Source organism: Methylobacterium sp. AC433, assembly GCF_979253015.1.
Map to the genome: position 1 here is coordinate 121,119 of NZ_CEEDBN010000009.1, position 12,659 is coordinate 133,777.

The window sequence follows — 12,659 nt, forward strand, 5'->3', positions numbered from 1 at the left end:
GATGTCCGATCCCATCCCCCTGCTCCGGTTCACGGCCGTCGCTCCCCTGCGCGCGGAGGTCGCCGCCTGGCGGCTTGCCGGCGAGCGGGTGGTGCTGGTGCCGACGATGGGGGCGCTCCATGCCGGCCACGTCGCCCTGATGGCGCGGGCGCGCAGCCTCGGCCGGCGCGTCGTGGCGAGCATCTTCGTCAATCCGACCCAGTTCGGTCCGAACGAGGACTACTCGCGCTATCCCCGCGACACCGCGGCGGACCTCGCCCGGCTGGCGGAGGCGGGCGTCGATGCGGCCTACCTGCCGGAAGTCTCCGGCATGTACCCCGAGCATTTCTCGACCCGGATCGAGGTCGGCGGCCTCACGGAGGGTCTGTGCGGCGCCTACCGGCCCGGCCACTTCTCCGGCGTCGCCACGGTGGTGACCAAGCTCCTCAACCAGGTCCAGCCGGACTGCGCCCTCTTCGGCGAGAAGGACTACCAGCAGCTCCTGGTGATCCGCCGCGCCGTGCGCGACCTCGACCTACCCGTGGAGATCCTGGGCGTCCCGACCCTGCGGGAGGCGGACGGCCTCGCCCTGTCCTCGCGCAACCGCTACCTCGCGCCCGAGGAGCGGTCCCGCGCGCCGCGCCTCCATGCCGTCCTGGCCGAGATCGCCGCGGGCCTCGTGGCCGGCGCGGGGGCCGGTCCCCTGATCGAACGGGGCCGGGCCGCGCTGGCGGCGGCGGGATTCGAGCCGGTGCAGTATCTCGAGGTCCGCGATGCCGGGACGCTGGCGCCGGTCGAGCGCGCGACCCGACCGGCCCGGGTGCTGGCGGCGGCCTATCTCGGCCGCACGCGCCTTATCGACAACGTGGCGGTGGGCTGACCCGCCGGACGCTCAGGCCCGGCCCGCCGCCAGGGGATTGGCCCGGAAGAAGTCGAGCATCGCCCGCGTGGCATCCGGTCCGCGCGGATCGGTGTAGCTGCCGGCCGGGCTGCCGCCGGACCAGGCATGGCCGAGGCCGCGCACGATCCAGCCCTCCACCGCGACCCGGCCGTCCGCGTCGGCGTAGCGGGTGCGGGTGTAGGGCAGGCCGCCCGGGCTCACCGCCTCGGCCGCCTCGGGCGTCAGCCCGTCGATGCCGGCCTGGGCCAGCGCCTGCTCGCCGTTGCGCGGGTTGACGGTGCCGTCGCTCTCGCCGTGGAACACGATGGTGGGCACCCGCACCGCGGACGCCGCGCAATCGGCGGCGGCCACGGGGCCCAGGCGCATCACCGTCAGCGCGGTCGAGACGTCGCGGGCACAGCCCGCCGCGAGGCCGGAATGGATCCCCACCGCCGCGTAGAGGTCGGGATAGGCCCGGGCGATGTTCACCGCCGCGGCGCCCCCCGCCGACAGGCCAGCGATGTAGACGCGCGCCGGATCGACCCGGTGCTCGGCGATGATCGCGCGGGTGAGCCCGGCGATGATCCCGGCCTCGCCGGAATCCCGGCCCTGGTCGACGGGCTGAAACCAGTTCCAGCAGCGCTGGCCGTTGGCACGCCCGCTCTGGGCCGGATAGGCGACGAGGAAGCCCTCGGCCTCGGCGAGGGCGTTCATGCCGGTGCCGGCAGCGAAGTCGTCCGGCGATTGGGTGCAGCCGTGCAGCATCACCACCAGGGGCAGGTCGGGACGGACGTCGCTGGGAACGAAGAGCTTGTAGTCCCGCGCGCCGGCCGCATTGGCGAAGCTGTGCTCGGTGAAGCTGCCGCCCTCGGTAAGGGGCGCGCGGGCCTGGTCGGTGCCCGACGAGCCGAGGCCGCCGGCCAGCCCCGAGACGAGGGTGCCGAGATTGCCGACGAGGCCTCCGCCCGGAAGTCCGGAGCCTGCGGGACCCGAGGCGCCTGGGTTCGGGATGCCGTGGCCGGCCTTCCCGAGGCCGCCGAGAACCGGAGCGATCCCCCGCGTCACCGTCTCGACGACCTTGCGCAGCTTCTCCGGCAGGATCGCGGCGAGACCGGCCTCGTCGCCGGCGGCCGGACCCGGCTTGGACAAAGCAGGCTTGGAGAAAGCAGGCTTGGAGAAAGCAGGCTTGGAGGAAGGATTCGCGGTGGCCTTGATCGAGGCCCCGGACCGGTCGGGGGTGGTGCGCTGGGCGGCGGGACCGGTCTCGATGCGCTCGGCCACCAGGTCGATGGTGTGGGGTTCGGCGGCCGGAGCGGTGTGCCCCGCCTGGGGCCGGGACGCGGGCGATGCGCCGGCGAAGCCGCGCTGCAGCAGGTCCGTCGCGTCCTGCAGGCGTCCGGCCGCAGTGAGGCGCGTCGCCTCCATCATATCGGCGAGGCGGTTCTGCATCCGGTTCGAAGGGTCGGTCTTCGAAGAATCGGTCATGGGTTTCGCTTTCCGGCTCGACGAGGCGTCGAACCATGCGAGGTCGGGAACGCGGGTTGGGACGCAGTCTAGAGAAAGCGGTCGGCGAGGGCCGCCTTCACGCCCGGGGTCGCCTGCAGGCTTCCCATGACCTCGATCGACGCGATGGCGTCGCGGGCCAGTTCCGGGCTGACGTCGGGCGCGATGCTGGCGAGCCCGAGGACGCGGATGTCGAGGCGGATGCCGCTGGCGCGGGCCGCCTCGAGTTCGGCCCGCTCGTAGCGGCGCAGGCCGAGTTCGACGCCCTTGCGGGCGACCGATTGCCGTGTGACGTCGCCGTGGCGGGCGATCTGGTTGCGCACGGCCGTGCGGATGAAGTCGCTCCGGTTGGCGTAGACGCTCTCGGACACGAGAAGGTCGATGTGGCCGAGGTCGACGTAACCGAGATTGATCGTGATCTTCTCGGTGTCACCGACCCGGATCGGCGCCCTGGGCTTGTCCTCGAGATCGAGCATCGTACCTTCCCGCTACCATCCACCAGGATGGTATATGGGAGGTCTTTGCTGCGATGCAACATGGCGGCACGATGCATTGCAGCATCGCGGGACCGCGGGGATCCGCACCGGTGCGGGCAGGTTCGGCGGCTCCTAGGCCGTCTCCTCGCCGCCGAGGTAGTCGCCCCAGACCGCCCCGCCGCCGAGGGTGGCGATGAAGGCCGCGTGCCGGGCGCGCTCGGTCTCGCTGAGCCGGTGGCGCAGCTGGCGCGGGCCGACCGGCACGGCCTCGCCGCCATCCCCGATCACCACCACCTCCTCGACCTCCGTCATGGCGAGCCCGAGACTGGTCTGCTTGCCGCCGAGGAGCTCGACATAGACCTCGGCCAGGATCTGCGCGTCGAGGAGCGCACCGTGCTTGGTCCGCCGCGTGGTGTCGATGCCGTAGCGCGAGCACAGGGCGTCGAGGTTGTTGGCCGCCCCCGTGTGCTTGCGGCGGGCGAGCTGCAGGGTGTCGACGACGTCGGCGAGGTCGATGGGCGGAGGGGCAGCCGCGCCGAGGCGGGCATATTCCATGTTGAGGAAGCCGACGTCGAAGGGCGCGTTGTGGATCACCAGGGGCGAGTCGCCGCAGAAGTCGCGGAATTCGTCGACGATGTCGGCGAAGAGCGGCTTGTCGGCCAGCATGGCGTCCGAGATACCGTGCACGGCGAAGGCGCCCTGTGAGACCGGCCGGGTCGGATTCACGAGTTTGTGGAAGATTTTGCCGGTCTGGACGTGGTTGATCAGCTCGACGCAGCCGATCTCGATCAGGCGGTCGCCGTTCTTGGCGTCCGTGCCGGTGGTCTCGGTGTCGAGGACGATCTCGCGCAGCATCGAAGGATCCTGGAGGGTGGCGTTCGGCCACTGGACCATGCGCCCTCCTCAGGCCGCGTCAAGGCGCAGCCGGCACCGGTCCCGCGGCGAGGTGCCGGATGATCGCCGCCACCTCGGCCTCGGCGTGGTCGAAGCCGAGGCTGGTGTCGAGGACGAAGTCGGCCCGGGCCCGCTTCTCGGCATCGGGCAGCTGCTTGGCGCGGATCGCCTCGAAGGTCGCCGCATCCATGCCGGGCCGGGCGAGCACCCGGGCGCGCTGCACGTCCAGGGGTGTTGTGACGACCAGCACCGCGTCGCAGCGGGTGTCGGCCCCGGTCTCGAACAGGAGCGGGATGTCGAGGAGCACCAGGGGCGCGTCCGCGTGGCGCGCGAGGAAGTCGCCGGCCGCGGCCTGGGCCAGGGGGTGGACCAGGGCCTCGAGGGCCGCGAGGCGCTCGGGCGCGCCGATCACCGCCTCCCGCAGGCGCGTCCGGTCGACGGCGCCGTCCGGGTCCAGGGTTCCGGGGAAAGCCGCGCCGATGGCAGCCGCCGCCGCACCGCCGGCACCGTAGAGGGCATGCACGGCTGCGTCCGCGTCGTGGACGGGCACCCCGTGGCGCGCGAACATCGCCGCCGTGGCCGACTTGCCCATGCCGATCGAACCGGTGAGCCCGAGGATGACGGGCCGGCTCACGCGGGTGCCAGGTCGGCGACGATGCGGGCGCGCAGGGCCGGCGTCACGCTCGGCGTCGTCCGGAACCAGCGCGCGAAGCCCGGCACCGCCTGGTGCAGCAGCATGCCGAGGCCGTCGACGGCGGGCAGTCCCCGCGCTCGAGCCGCGGCGAGAAGGGGCGTCTCCAGGGGCGCGTAGACGATGTCGGCCACCGCCGCGTCCTTGGGCAGAGGCAGGAGGTCGAGATCGAGGGGCGGGTGGCCGACCATGCCGAGGGAGGTGGTGTTCACGAGGAGCCCCGTCCGCGCCATGGCGTCGGGCAGGTCGTGCCAGGCCACGGCCTCGACCCGGGCGGGATCGAGCGCCGCGAGGGCCTCGGCCCGGGCCAGCGTCCGGTTGGCGACCCAGATCCGGGAGAGGCCGCGCTCCAGCAGGCCGACGACGATGGCGCGGGCGGCTCCGCCGGCTCCAAGCACCAGGGCGGTGCCGGCGCCGCGCTCGGTCCAGCCGAGGCCGAGGCTCTGATCGAGATGGGCGATGAAGCCCGGGGCGTCGGTGTTGTCGCCCCAGAGGCGCTCGGACCCGTCGAAGAACAGCGTGTTGACCGCCCCGATCTTCTCCGCGCGCGGCGTCCGGGATTCGACGCGTTCGAACGCCGCCTCCTTGTGCGGGATGGTGACGTTGCCGCCCGCGAATCCCTTCTCGCGCAGGGACGCCAGGAAACCCGGAAAGGCCTCCGGCGCCACGTCGATCCGCTCGTAGCTGCCGTTGATGCCGTGCTCGTCGAGCCAGTGGCCGTGGATCAGGGGCGAGCGCGAATGCGCGATGGGATGGCCGACGACGAAGGCGCGGATCATGCGGTGCAGTCTCCGGCGAGCGCGCAGGCGGGGCCGCCCGCCTCCTCAATCTGCAGGGTGGCGTGGCCGATGCCGAAGCGCGTTCTCAGCTCGGCGGCGGTGGCGATGAGAAAGCCGTTGCCCGGGTGTCCCTCCGCCATCACGAGATGGGCCGTCAGGGCGATCTCGGTGGTGCTCATCGGCCAGATGTGGAGGTCGTGCAGGTCCGAGACGCCGGCGCGGTCGCGCAGGTAGGCCCCCACCGCCGCCGGGTCGATGCCGGGGGGCACCGCCGAGAGGGACATCACCACGCTGTCGCGCAGGAGGCCCCAGGTCGCCCAGATGATGAGGCCGGCGATGACGAGGCTGACCAGGGGGTCGATCCAGGCCGCCCCCGTCAGCACGATGATGAGACCGGTCACCACCACGCCGGCCGAGACGGCGGCATCCGCCACCATGTGCAGGTAGGCGCCGCGGATGTTGATGTCGCTGCCCTTGCCGGACATGAAGAGCCAGGCGGTGGCGCCGTTGATGAGAATGCCGATGCCGGCCACCACCATCACGGTCAGGCCCGCCACCGGCTGCGGCTCGGGAGCGATCAGGCGGGCGACCGCCTCCCAGGCGATGGCGCCGGTGGCCACCAGCAGGAACACCGCGTTGAACAGGGCAGCCAGGATCGAGGAGCCGCGCAGGCCGTAGGTGAAGCGGGCGGTGGGCGCGCGCTTGACCAGCACCGAGGCGATCCAGGCGACGACGAGCCCGAGCACGTCCGAGAGGTTGTGGCCGGCATCCGCCACCAGGGCCATGGATTCGCTGGCGAAACCGTAGACCGCCTCGATGATCACGAAGACGATGTTCAGGCCGATGCCGATGGCGAAGGCCCGCCCGAAAGTGGCCGGCGCATGGGAATGGCCGCCATGCGAATGCCCACCCCCGTGGCCGGCATGGGCGGGTGCAGGCCCGTGATCCGCGTGGTCGTGATGATCGTGCGTGTGCTCAGCCATCGGTCCTGCCTTCAGTCCCGCCTCGGGCCGTGCCGGCTCGTCGGCTCACCCGCGCCCGGCCGGCCCCTCTTCCCGGGTTCACCGCATCCCGTCGTCCTGTGATCCCGGGATACGGGGCGACGGCCCTCACCCGAAACTCGGCTTCACCGCGGCCAGGATCACGATCAGGATCATCAGCAGCGTCGGCACCTCGTTGAGGATGCGGTAGAACTTGTGGCCCCGGGTGTTCCGGTCGGCGGCGAAGTCCTTGACCATCCGGGCGAGCCAGCCGTGGATGCCGCTCATGGCGAGCACCAGGACGACCTTCGCCTGGAGCCAGCCGGCGGCGTAGTAGCCGCTCATCCAGGCGAGGATCAGCCCGAAGATCCAGGTGGCGATCATCGCCGGGGTCATGATCGCCTTGAGCAGGCGCCGCTCCATGACCTTGAAGGTCTCGGACTGAGCCGCCGCGTGCGGTCCCGGCACCAGGGAGGCGTGATAGACGAACAGGCGCGGCAGGTAGAGCATCGCAGCCATCCAGGAGATCAGCGCGACGAGGTGCCCGGCCTTCAGCCAGGGATAGAGGCTGTCCACCGCCGCCTCAGCCCCGCAGCCTGGCGAGCATGCGCTCGACATGGGCGATCGGCGTCTGCGGGGTGATGCCGTGGCCGAGGTTGAAGATGTGCGGCAGGCCTTCGGTGGCGGCGCGCACCCCGTCCACCGCCGCGTCGAGGGCCGCCCCGCCCTCGATCAGCGTCTCGGGATGGACGTTGCCCTGGGTCACCGTCGTGGCGGGCACCCGGTCGCGCAGGGCCTTGAGGTCGACCGACCAGTCGACGCCGACCGCATCGGCGGCGGTCTCGGGCACCACGCGGGCATGGCCGTCGAGGCCGGAACCGCGGGCGAACACGATGATCCTGGCCCCCGGCACCCGGGCGCGGACCCCGGCGATCATGCGGGCGATGGGCTGGAGCGACCAGCGGGTCAGGGCGTCGCGCTCCGCAGATTCGGGCAGCGCGCTCTCGGCGACCTCGTTGACGGCCGCCTCGCTGGTCTCGCCGGCGCCGCGCGCATCGGGCAGCGCGCCGGCATGGGACTCGAAGATCTGCACCGCGTCGGCCCCGGCCTCGAGCTGGCGCACGAGGTACTCGGTCTGCACCGTGACGAGGCGGTCGATCAGCGCCTCCACCAGGGCGGTGTCGTGCCGGGCCAGCGCGCGGGCGGGGGCGAGGTCCGGCGTGCCGCGACCGCCGATCATGTAGCTCGCCACCGTCCAGGGCGCGCCGCAGAAGCCCAGCAGCGTGGTCTCGTGGGGGAGCTCGGCGCGCAGGCGCCGCACCGTCTCGAAGACGGGTTCGAGATGCGCGAAGATCGCCGGATCGCCGGCCTCGCGCAGGCGCTCGAACTCGGCCCGGCCGGCCATGGCGTCGAGGCGCGGCCCCTCGCCCTCCACGAAGCGGACGTTCTGGCCCAGCGCATCCGGGATCACCAGGATGTCGGAGAACAGGATCGAGGCCTCGAAACCGAAGCGCCGGATCGGCTGCAGCGTCACCTCGGTGGCGAAGTCGGGATTGTAGCAGAGGTCGAGGAAGGAGCCAGCCCGGGCCCGGACCTCGCGATATTCCGGCAGGTAGCGCCCGGCTTGGCGCATCATCCAGGCGGGGGGACGGGGCAGGGCCTCGCCCGCGAGAACCCGCAGGACCGCCCGATCCCCTGGAACGCGGTCCCCTGCAACTGCCTGGCTCATCCGATCTCCGACGTCCCGTTCCCTGAGGGCCGGTATGTAGCACCGAAGCGTCGGATGTCCTCCTCTCGAAAACCCTTCCCTCCGAAATCCCTTTTGCTCGAAACCTCCTGCTCTCGCCCGGGTCCCGGATGGGGGCTTCCGCACTCGTCCCCACACCGGCTCTCTAAAAGGAAAGAGAGATTCTAGGACTCTGTTTTTTCTTTTAGAGGGGCGGATGACGGGAGCGAGAAACCGTCCACAGGGCGTCCCCGCGGCCGCGGCGTTAATCAGGCTTTAACGGATTGGGTCCAATGTCCCGGATAGGTGATGGCCTACAGTGCCTTGCCCCTGCCCGGCGGCTGGCGAGCGGGGCTCGGTCCCGGATTCTCCCAAAACCGCGCGGGGATCGCGCCGGTGTGATCGCGTGTTGACGCCGGAGTCGACAAGCCGGCTCGGTGAGCCGCTGGACCGTTCGGGCAAGCCGGCTTATCCACCCTTATCGACTCCCCTGACCGAGCCCGGTGGACAAGACCCTGCGGCGCGCCGTCATGGATCCTCTCCGCCGGGCCGGAGGAGACTGCCCTTCGATGAGCCGTAGCTATTTTCACCTGCACCTCGTCTCCGATTCCACCGGCGAGACGCTCATCAACGTGGGCCGCGCGGCCGCCGCCCAGTACGAGGGCGTCTCGGCGATCGAGCATGTCTATCCCCTGGTGCGCTCCGGCCCGCAGCTCGAGCGAGTGATCTCCGAGATCGAGGCCGCGCCGGGCCTCGTGCTCTACACCCTGGTCGGCCACGATCTCACCGAGCGGCTGGAGGCGGCCTGCCGCGAGACCGGCTCGCCCTGCCTCTCGGTGCTGCAGCCGGTGCACGCCCTGCTGCAATCCTATCTCGGGGCGGATTCGACGGCCCGGCCCGGCGCGCAGCACATGCTCAACGCCGAGTACTTCAAGCGCATCGACGCGATGAACTTCACGCTCCTGCACGACGACGGCAACCTGCCCCTCGACGTGGACGAGGCCGACGTGATCCTGATCGGCGTCAGCCGCACCTCGAAGACCCCGACGGCGATCTACCTCGCCAATCGCGGCCTGAAGACCGCGAACTTCCCCCTGGTGCCCGGCATGCCCCTGCCCGAGAGCCTGGAGACGGCGCGCAAGCCGCTGCTGGTCGGGCTCCTCGCCAGCCCGGAGCGCATCGTCCAGATCCGCCAGAACCGGCTCCTCAGCCTGAAGGCCGACGATTCCTCCCTCTACGTCGACCGCAGCGCCGTGGCCGACGAGATCGCCGCCTGCCGGCGGCTCTGCGCCAAGCACCGCTGGCCGACCATCGACGTGACCCGGCGCTCGATCGAGGAGACGGCCGCCGCCATCCTCGACCTGCACCGCGAGCACCGCCTGAAATTCATCGCCTCGTGAGCGTCCCGAGCCGCCCGATGCCCGCCTCGCCCTGGCGCGGAAGCCGGCCCCTGCTCCTCGCCTCCACCAGCGCCACCCGGCGCGCGCTTCTCGCGAGCGCGGGCCTCGCCGTCGACACCGAGAGCCCGGGCGTCGACGAGCGGGCGGTGGAGGCGGACTGCGCCGGTCTCCCGCCCGAGGCCCTGGCGCGCCGGCTGGCCGAGGCCAAGGCTTCGGCCGTGGCGGCCCGCCGGCCCGAGCGCGTGGTGGTCGGGGCGGATCAGGTCCTCGAATGCGACGGCACCCTGTTCTACAAGCCGGCGGACCTCGCCGCCGCCCGCGCCCAGATCGGCGCCCTCGCGGGCCGGACCCACGCGCTGCGCGCGGCGGTGGCCCTGGCCGTCGACGGCGCCGTGGTCGAGACCTTCGTCGAGACCGCGCAGCTGACCATGCGGCCCCTCGATGCCGCGGCGATCGCCGCCTATGTCGATCTCGCCGGACCCGAGCGGGTGTGCTCCAGTGTCGGCGGCTACCAGCTCGAGGGCCTCGGCATCCACCTGTTCGCGGCGGTCGCAGGCGACCATTCCACCATCCTCGGCCTGCCGCTGCTGCCGCTCCTGGCCCGTCTGCGGGCGCGGGGCTGGCTCAGCATCTGACGTTCCTCCCGCCCTCGCGAGGCCTGATCCATGGTGACGTTTCTCCGCCCGCTGTTCGGTGTCCTGCTCCCCGTCCTCGCGGCCGGCTCGGCGCAGGCGGCGAGCTTCTCCTGCGCGAAGGCGGAGACCGCCGACGAGAAGGCGATCTGCGCCCACCTGCCCCTGAACGACCTCGACGTGGAGATGGCGACCCGTTTCGAAATCCTGCGGGCGATGCTGCCGATGGGCGGCAACGCGAAACTGCGCGAGGACCAGGAGACCTGGCTCACCGAGCGCCGCGCCTGCGCCGCCGACGTCGCCTGCCTGAGGCAATCCTACGAGGACCGGCTGAAGGTCCTGCGGGCGGTGTTCTCGGAATTCGCCAAGCAGGGTCCGCTCTGAGGCCGGGGCCCGGTCCGGACGTTCCCGGTCTCAGCCGAGCTGCCAGTCGATCGGGGCGACGCCGTGGGCGGACAGCCAGGCATCGGCCGCGTCGAAGGGGCGCGAGCCGGGAAAGTCCCGCACCCGGTTGAGCGGCGAGGGATGGCCGCATTCCACGATGCCGTGGCGGCCGGCATCCACCAGGGCAGCGCGGGCGCGCGCCTGTGCGCCCCAGAGCAGGAACACCGCCGGCTGCGGACGGGCCGAGACCGCCGCCACCGCCTGGTCGGCCAGGGCTGACCAGCCGTAACGCAGGTGCGCCCCGGCCTTGCCGGCCTCCACCGTGAGGGCGGCGTTGAGGAGGAGCACGCCCTGCCCGGCCCAGGGCGTGAGATCGCCCGTCCGGGGTCTCGCCGGCGGCGCGCCCGGTTCGGCGAGCTCGGCCAGGATCACCTTGAGCGAGGCCGGGAGCCGGCGCGGACCCACATACGAGAAGGCGAGGCCGTTGGCGTCGCCCGGCGTCGGATAGGGGTCCTGACCGAGGATGACGACCTTCACCCGCGCGAGGGGCGTGAGCGCGAGGGCGTTGAAGATGTTCTCCGGGGCCGGCAGCACCGTGGCGCCGGCCGCGATGCGGGCATCGACCCGGGCGGCCACCGCCTCGGCGGCGCCGTCTTCGAAGAACGGCAGGGCGAGCCAGGACGAGCCGGATCTCCGGAAGCGGGCGAGGGCGTCGGCGACGGGCGTCTCGGGCATCAGCGGACCAGGATGCGGCCCTCCGCGGGGGCGGGGAGCGGGGCGTTGGCACGGATATAGGCCATCACCGCGTTGGCCACGAGCTGGCCGTCGGTCCGGCCGATCAGGGTCCGGCCGCGGGCGAGGTCGCCGTAGCCGTTGCCCCCGTCGTACAGGAAGTTGTTCGACGCCACCGTATAGGTCGCATCGGATTCGACGGGCACGCCGTCCGCGCTCAGCGCCAGAATCCGCTTGCCCACCGGCGCGGCGGGATCGAGGGTGACCACGAGGCCCGAGACCTGGGGGAAGCGCCCCGCCGGGCGCCCCCAGTCGGCGAGCGCCCCTTCGAGGAGGGCGCGGAGGCGCGCGCCCGTCAGCGACACCAGCACGATCGTGTTGCCGAAGGGCAGCTCGGTGAGAATGTCGCGCCGGGTCAGGGTCGTGCCGGCCGGATAGAGCCGGTTGCCCCGGATGCCGCCGCCGTTGGTGATCGCGACCTGCGCCCCGGTGGCGGCCCGCATGGCGTCCGCCACGAGGCTGCCGAAGCTCGCCTCGCGGACCCGCACCGTGGCGATGCGGCTGTCGAGGGGCGCGCGGGTCACGCCCACCGGCACGTCGAGCTCCCGCGACAGCTCGCCCTGCAGGCGCTGCACCACCGCCAGGGTCTCGGGGTCCGGGGTGACCTGGGCGGAATCGTGGATGCGGAAGCTCGGGCGCCACGCCACCCGGCGGTCCCGCCCCGTCCCGGTCACCGTCGCGGTGACGTCGATGGCGGTGACGTAATGGGCGTCGAAGCTCGATTCCGCCATCACGGTCTGGCCGTCGTAGCGCACCACGAGATCGTGGTCGTGGCCCGAGAGCAGGATGTCGACGAGGCGGGCGGCCACGATGGCGTCGTCCGTGGGCCGGGCCGTGTGGCAGACGCCCACCACGAGGTCGACGCCCTCCTCCCGCAGGACCTGGACCTCGCGGGCCAGGGTCTCGATCTCGGGGGAAAAGCGCAGGTCGCCCGCCTGCGATTTCTCCGGCGTGCTCGCCAGGGCGATTCCCACCACGCCGACCCGGATGCCCCCGAGGGTCACGACCATCCGGTCGCGCAGGCCCGCCAGGGGCCGGCCCGCCCCGTCGCGCAGGTTGGCCGCCAGGACCGGGAAGCTCGCCTCGCCCATGCGCTGGGCGAAGGTCGCCGGGCCGAAATCGAACTCGTGGTTGCCCGGCACGAACACGTCGGGCGGCGCGCGGTTGAGGAGCTCGACGATGTGGGCGCCGCGGTCGAAGCCCGACAGCAGCGACGGCGAGAGGGTGTCGCCCGCATGGGCGTAGAGCATCGGCACGCCCCGGGCGCGCTCGGCCTTCACGATGGCGGTGAGGCGCGCGAAGCCGCCCCGGCCGTCGACCTCGGCCATCTGGTAGAGGTCGTTGACGAGGAGGAGCGTGAAGGTCGGGTCGGGCGCCGCCGCGGGCGCGGCCTCGGCCGGGCTGCCCAGAGAGACGGCGAGACCCGCCCCGAGGGCGAGGGTCTGGCGCCGGTTCGGGATCGGTCCAGCGGGATTCGTTGTGGGAGGATTCGTCACGGCGGCGTCTCAGGCGTCGGGCGGGCGGCCGGATGCCGCCGCCCGAT

General features: G+C 72.2%; 14 protein-coding genes. 4 read left to right on the top strand and 10 right to left on the bottom strand.

Annotation, left to right across the window (positions count from 1 at the left end; translation table 11 throughout):
• Window position 1 precedes the first annotated feature (1 nt).
• Entirely contained in the window at window positions 2-859 is an 858-nt protein-coding gene (gene panC / locus AC0IWM_RS14510) for a pantoate--beta-alanine ligase (RefSeq protein WP_471756074.1), read from the top strand.
• A 12-nt stretch (window positions 860-871) separates the two neighbouring features.
• On the opposite strand, the gene AC0IWM_RS14515 is transcribed toward panC, so the two are convergent.
• The 8 genes from AC0IWM_RS14515 to AC0IWM_RS14550 form a co-directional block, all read right to left on the bottom strand.
• The gene (locus tag AC0IWM_RS14515) at window positions 872-2,344 is read right to left on the bottom strand and encodes an extracellular catalytic domain type 1 short-chain-length polyhydroxyalkanoate depolymerase (protein WP_471756076.1); all 1,473 of its coding nucleotides are present in this window, start codon (window positions 2,342-2,344) and stop codon (window positions 872-874) included.
• A gap of 68 nt (window positions 2,345-2,412) precedes the next feature.
• Window positions 2,413-2,838, bottom strand: coding sequence for a hypothetical protein (locus AC0IWM_RS14520; protein ID WP_056472427.1), 426 nt, complete (start codon window positions 2,836-2,838; stop codon window positions 2,413-2,415).
• Between the two features lie 132 nt (window positions 2,839-2,970).
• Entirely contained in the window at window positions 2,971-3,693 is a 723-nt protein-coding gene (gene dnaQ, locus AC0IWM_RS14525) for a DNA polymerase III subunit epsilon (RefSeq protein ID WP_471756170.1), read from the bottom strand.
• 58 nt (window positions 3,694-3,751) lie between these two features.
• Window positions 3,752-4,366: a dephospho-CoA kinase gene (gene coaE, locus AC0IWM_RS14530; protein ID WP_471756078.1), complete on the bottom strand. Its 615-nt coding sequence runs from the start codon at window positions 4,364-4,366 to the stop codon at window positions 3,752-3,754.
• Window positions 4,363-5,202 carry a shikimate dehydrogenase gene (locus tag AC0IWM_RS14535; protein WP_471756080.1) on the bottom strand — a complete coding sequence of 280 codons (840 nt, stop codon included), beginning with the start codon at window positions 5,200-5,202 and terminating at the stop codon, window positions 4,363-4,365. Before AC0IWM_RS14535 ends, coaE begins: the two co-directional genes overlap by 4 nt.
• Window positions 5,199-6,185, bottom strand: a complete 987-nt coding sequence (locus tag AC0IWM_RS14540; protein ID WP_471756082.1) for a cation diffusion facilitator family transporter — start codon at window positions 6,183-6,185, stop codon at window positions 5,199-5,201. Before AC0IWM_RS14540 ends, AC0IWM_RS14535 begins: the two co-directional genes overlap by 4 nt.
• Window positions 6,186-6,311: 126 nt before the next feature.
• Window positions 6,312-6,758, bottom strand: coding sequence for a protoporphyrinogen oxidase HemJ (hemJ, locus tag AC0IWM_RS14545; protein ID WP_471756084.1), 447 nt, complete (start codon window positions 6,756-6,758; stop codon window positions 6,312-6,314).
• Between the two features lie 7 nt (window positions 6,759-6,765).
• On the bottom strand, window positions 6,766-7,911 hold the full coding sequence (locus AC0IWM_RS14550) for a uroporphyrinogen decarboxylase (protein ID WP_471756086.1): 1,146 nt from the start codon (window positions 7,909-7,911) through the stop codon (window positions 6,766-6,768).
• A gap of 566 nt (window positions 7,912-8,477) precedes the next feature.
• Here AC0IWM_RS14550 and AC0IWM_RS14555 point away from each other — a divergent pair.
• Genes AC0IWM_RS14555 through AC0IWM_RS14565 form a run of 3 tightly spaced genes read left to right on the top strand, consistent with a single transcriptional unit; the run spans window position 8,478 to window position 10,324 of the window.
• Window positions 8,478-9,308 carry a pyruvate, water dikinase regulatory protein gene (locus AC0IWM_RS14555; RefSeq protein ID WP_056472779.1) on the top strand — a complete coding sequence of 277 codons (831 nt, stop codon included), beginning with the start codon at window positions 8,478-8,480 and terminating at the stop codon, window positions 9,306-9,308.
• A gap of 17 nt (window positions 9,309-9,325) precedes the next feature.
• Window positions 9,326-9,943 (top strand): Maf family protein, encoded by a 618-nt coding sequence (locus AC0IWM_RS14560; RefSeq protein ID WP_471756088.1) that lies wholly within the window; start codon window positions 9,326-9,328, stop codon window positions 9,941-9,943.
• 30 nt (window positions 9,944-9,973) lie between these two features.
• On the top strand, window positions 9,974-10,324 hold the full coding sequence (locus AC0IWM_RS14565; protein WP_471756090.1) for a lysozyme inhibitor LprI family protein: 351 nt from the start codon (window positions 9,974-9,976) through the stop codon (window positions 10,322-10,324).
• Between the two features lie 30 nt (window positions 10,325-10,354).
• On the opposite strand, the gene AC0IWM_RS14570 is transcribed toward AC0IWM_RS14565, so the two are convergent.
• Together AC0IWM_RS14570 and AC0IWM_RS14575 are read right to left on the bottom strand one after the other, a co-directional pair.
• Entirely contained in the window at window positions 10,355-11,059 is a 705-nt protein-coding gene (locus tag AC0IWM_RS14570; RefSeq protein WP_471756092.1) for a uracil-DNA glycosylase, read from the bottom strand.
• Window positions 11,059-12,612, bottom strand: a complete 1,554-nt coding sequence (locus AC0IWM_RS14575) for a bifunctional metallophosphatase/5'-nucleotidase (RefSeq protein WP_471756094.1) — start codon at window positions 12,610-12,612, stop codon at window positions 11,059-11,061. The genes AC0IWM_RS14570 and AC0IWM_RS14575 overlap by 1 nt, the downstream gene beginning before the upstream one ends.
• Between the last annotated feature and the right edge of the window lie 47 nt (window positions 12,613-12,659).

Coding starts and splice junctions, on each gene's coding strand:
- AC0IWM_RS14515 (WP_471756076.1), bottom strand. CDS start 2,344: ATGACCGATTCTTCGAAGACCGACCCTTCGAACCGGATGCAGAACCGC.
- AC0IWM_RS14565 (WP_471756090.1), top strand. CDS start 9,974: ATGGTGACGTTTCTCCGCCCGCTGTTCGGTGTCCTGCTCCCCGTCCTC.
- AC0IWM_RS14555 (WP_056472779.1), top strand. CDS start 8,478: ATGAGCCGTAGCTATTTTCACCTGCACCTCGTCTCCGATTCCACCGGC.
- AC0IWM_RS14560 (WP_471756088.1), top strand. CDS start 9,326: ATGCCCGCCTCGCCCTGGCGCGGAAGCCGGCCCCTGCTCCTCGCCTCC.
- panC (WP_471756074.1), top strand. CDS start 2: ATGTCCGATCCCATCCCCCTGCTCCGGTTCACGGCCGTCGCTCCCCTG.
- AC0IWM_RS14570 (WP_471756092.1), bottom strand. CDS start 11,059: ATGCCCGAGACGCCCGTCGCCGACGCCCTCGCCCGCTTCCGGAGATCC.
- dnaQ (WP_471756170.1), bottom strand. CDS start 3,693: ATGCTGCGCGAGATCGTCCTCGACACCGAGACCACCGGCACGGACGCC.
- AC0IWM_RS14540 (WP_471756082.1), bottom strand. CDS start 6,185: ATGGCTGAGCACACGCACGATCATCACGACCACGCGGATCACGGGCCT.
- AC0IWM_RS14520 (WP_056472427.1), bottom strand. CDS start 2,838: ATGCTCGATCTCGAGGACAAGCCCAGGGCGCCGATCCGGGTCGGTGAC.
- AC0IWM_RS14550 (WP_471756086.1), bottom strand. CDS start 7,911: ATGAGCCAGGCAGTTGCAGGGGACCGCGTTCCAGGGGATCGGGCGGTC.
- AC0IWM_RS14535 (WP_471756080.1), bottom strand. CDS start 5,202: ATGATCCGCGCCTTCGTCGTCGGCCATCCCATCGCGCATTCGCGCTCG.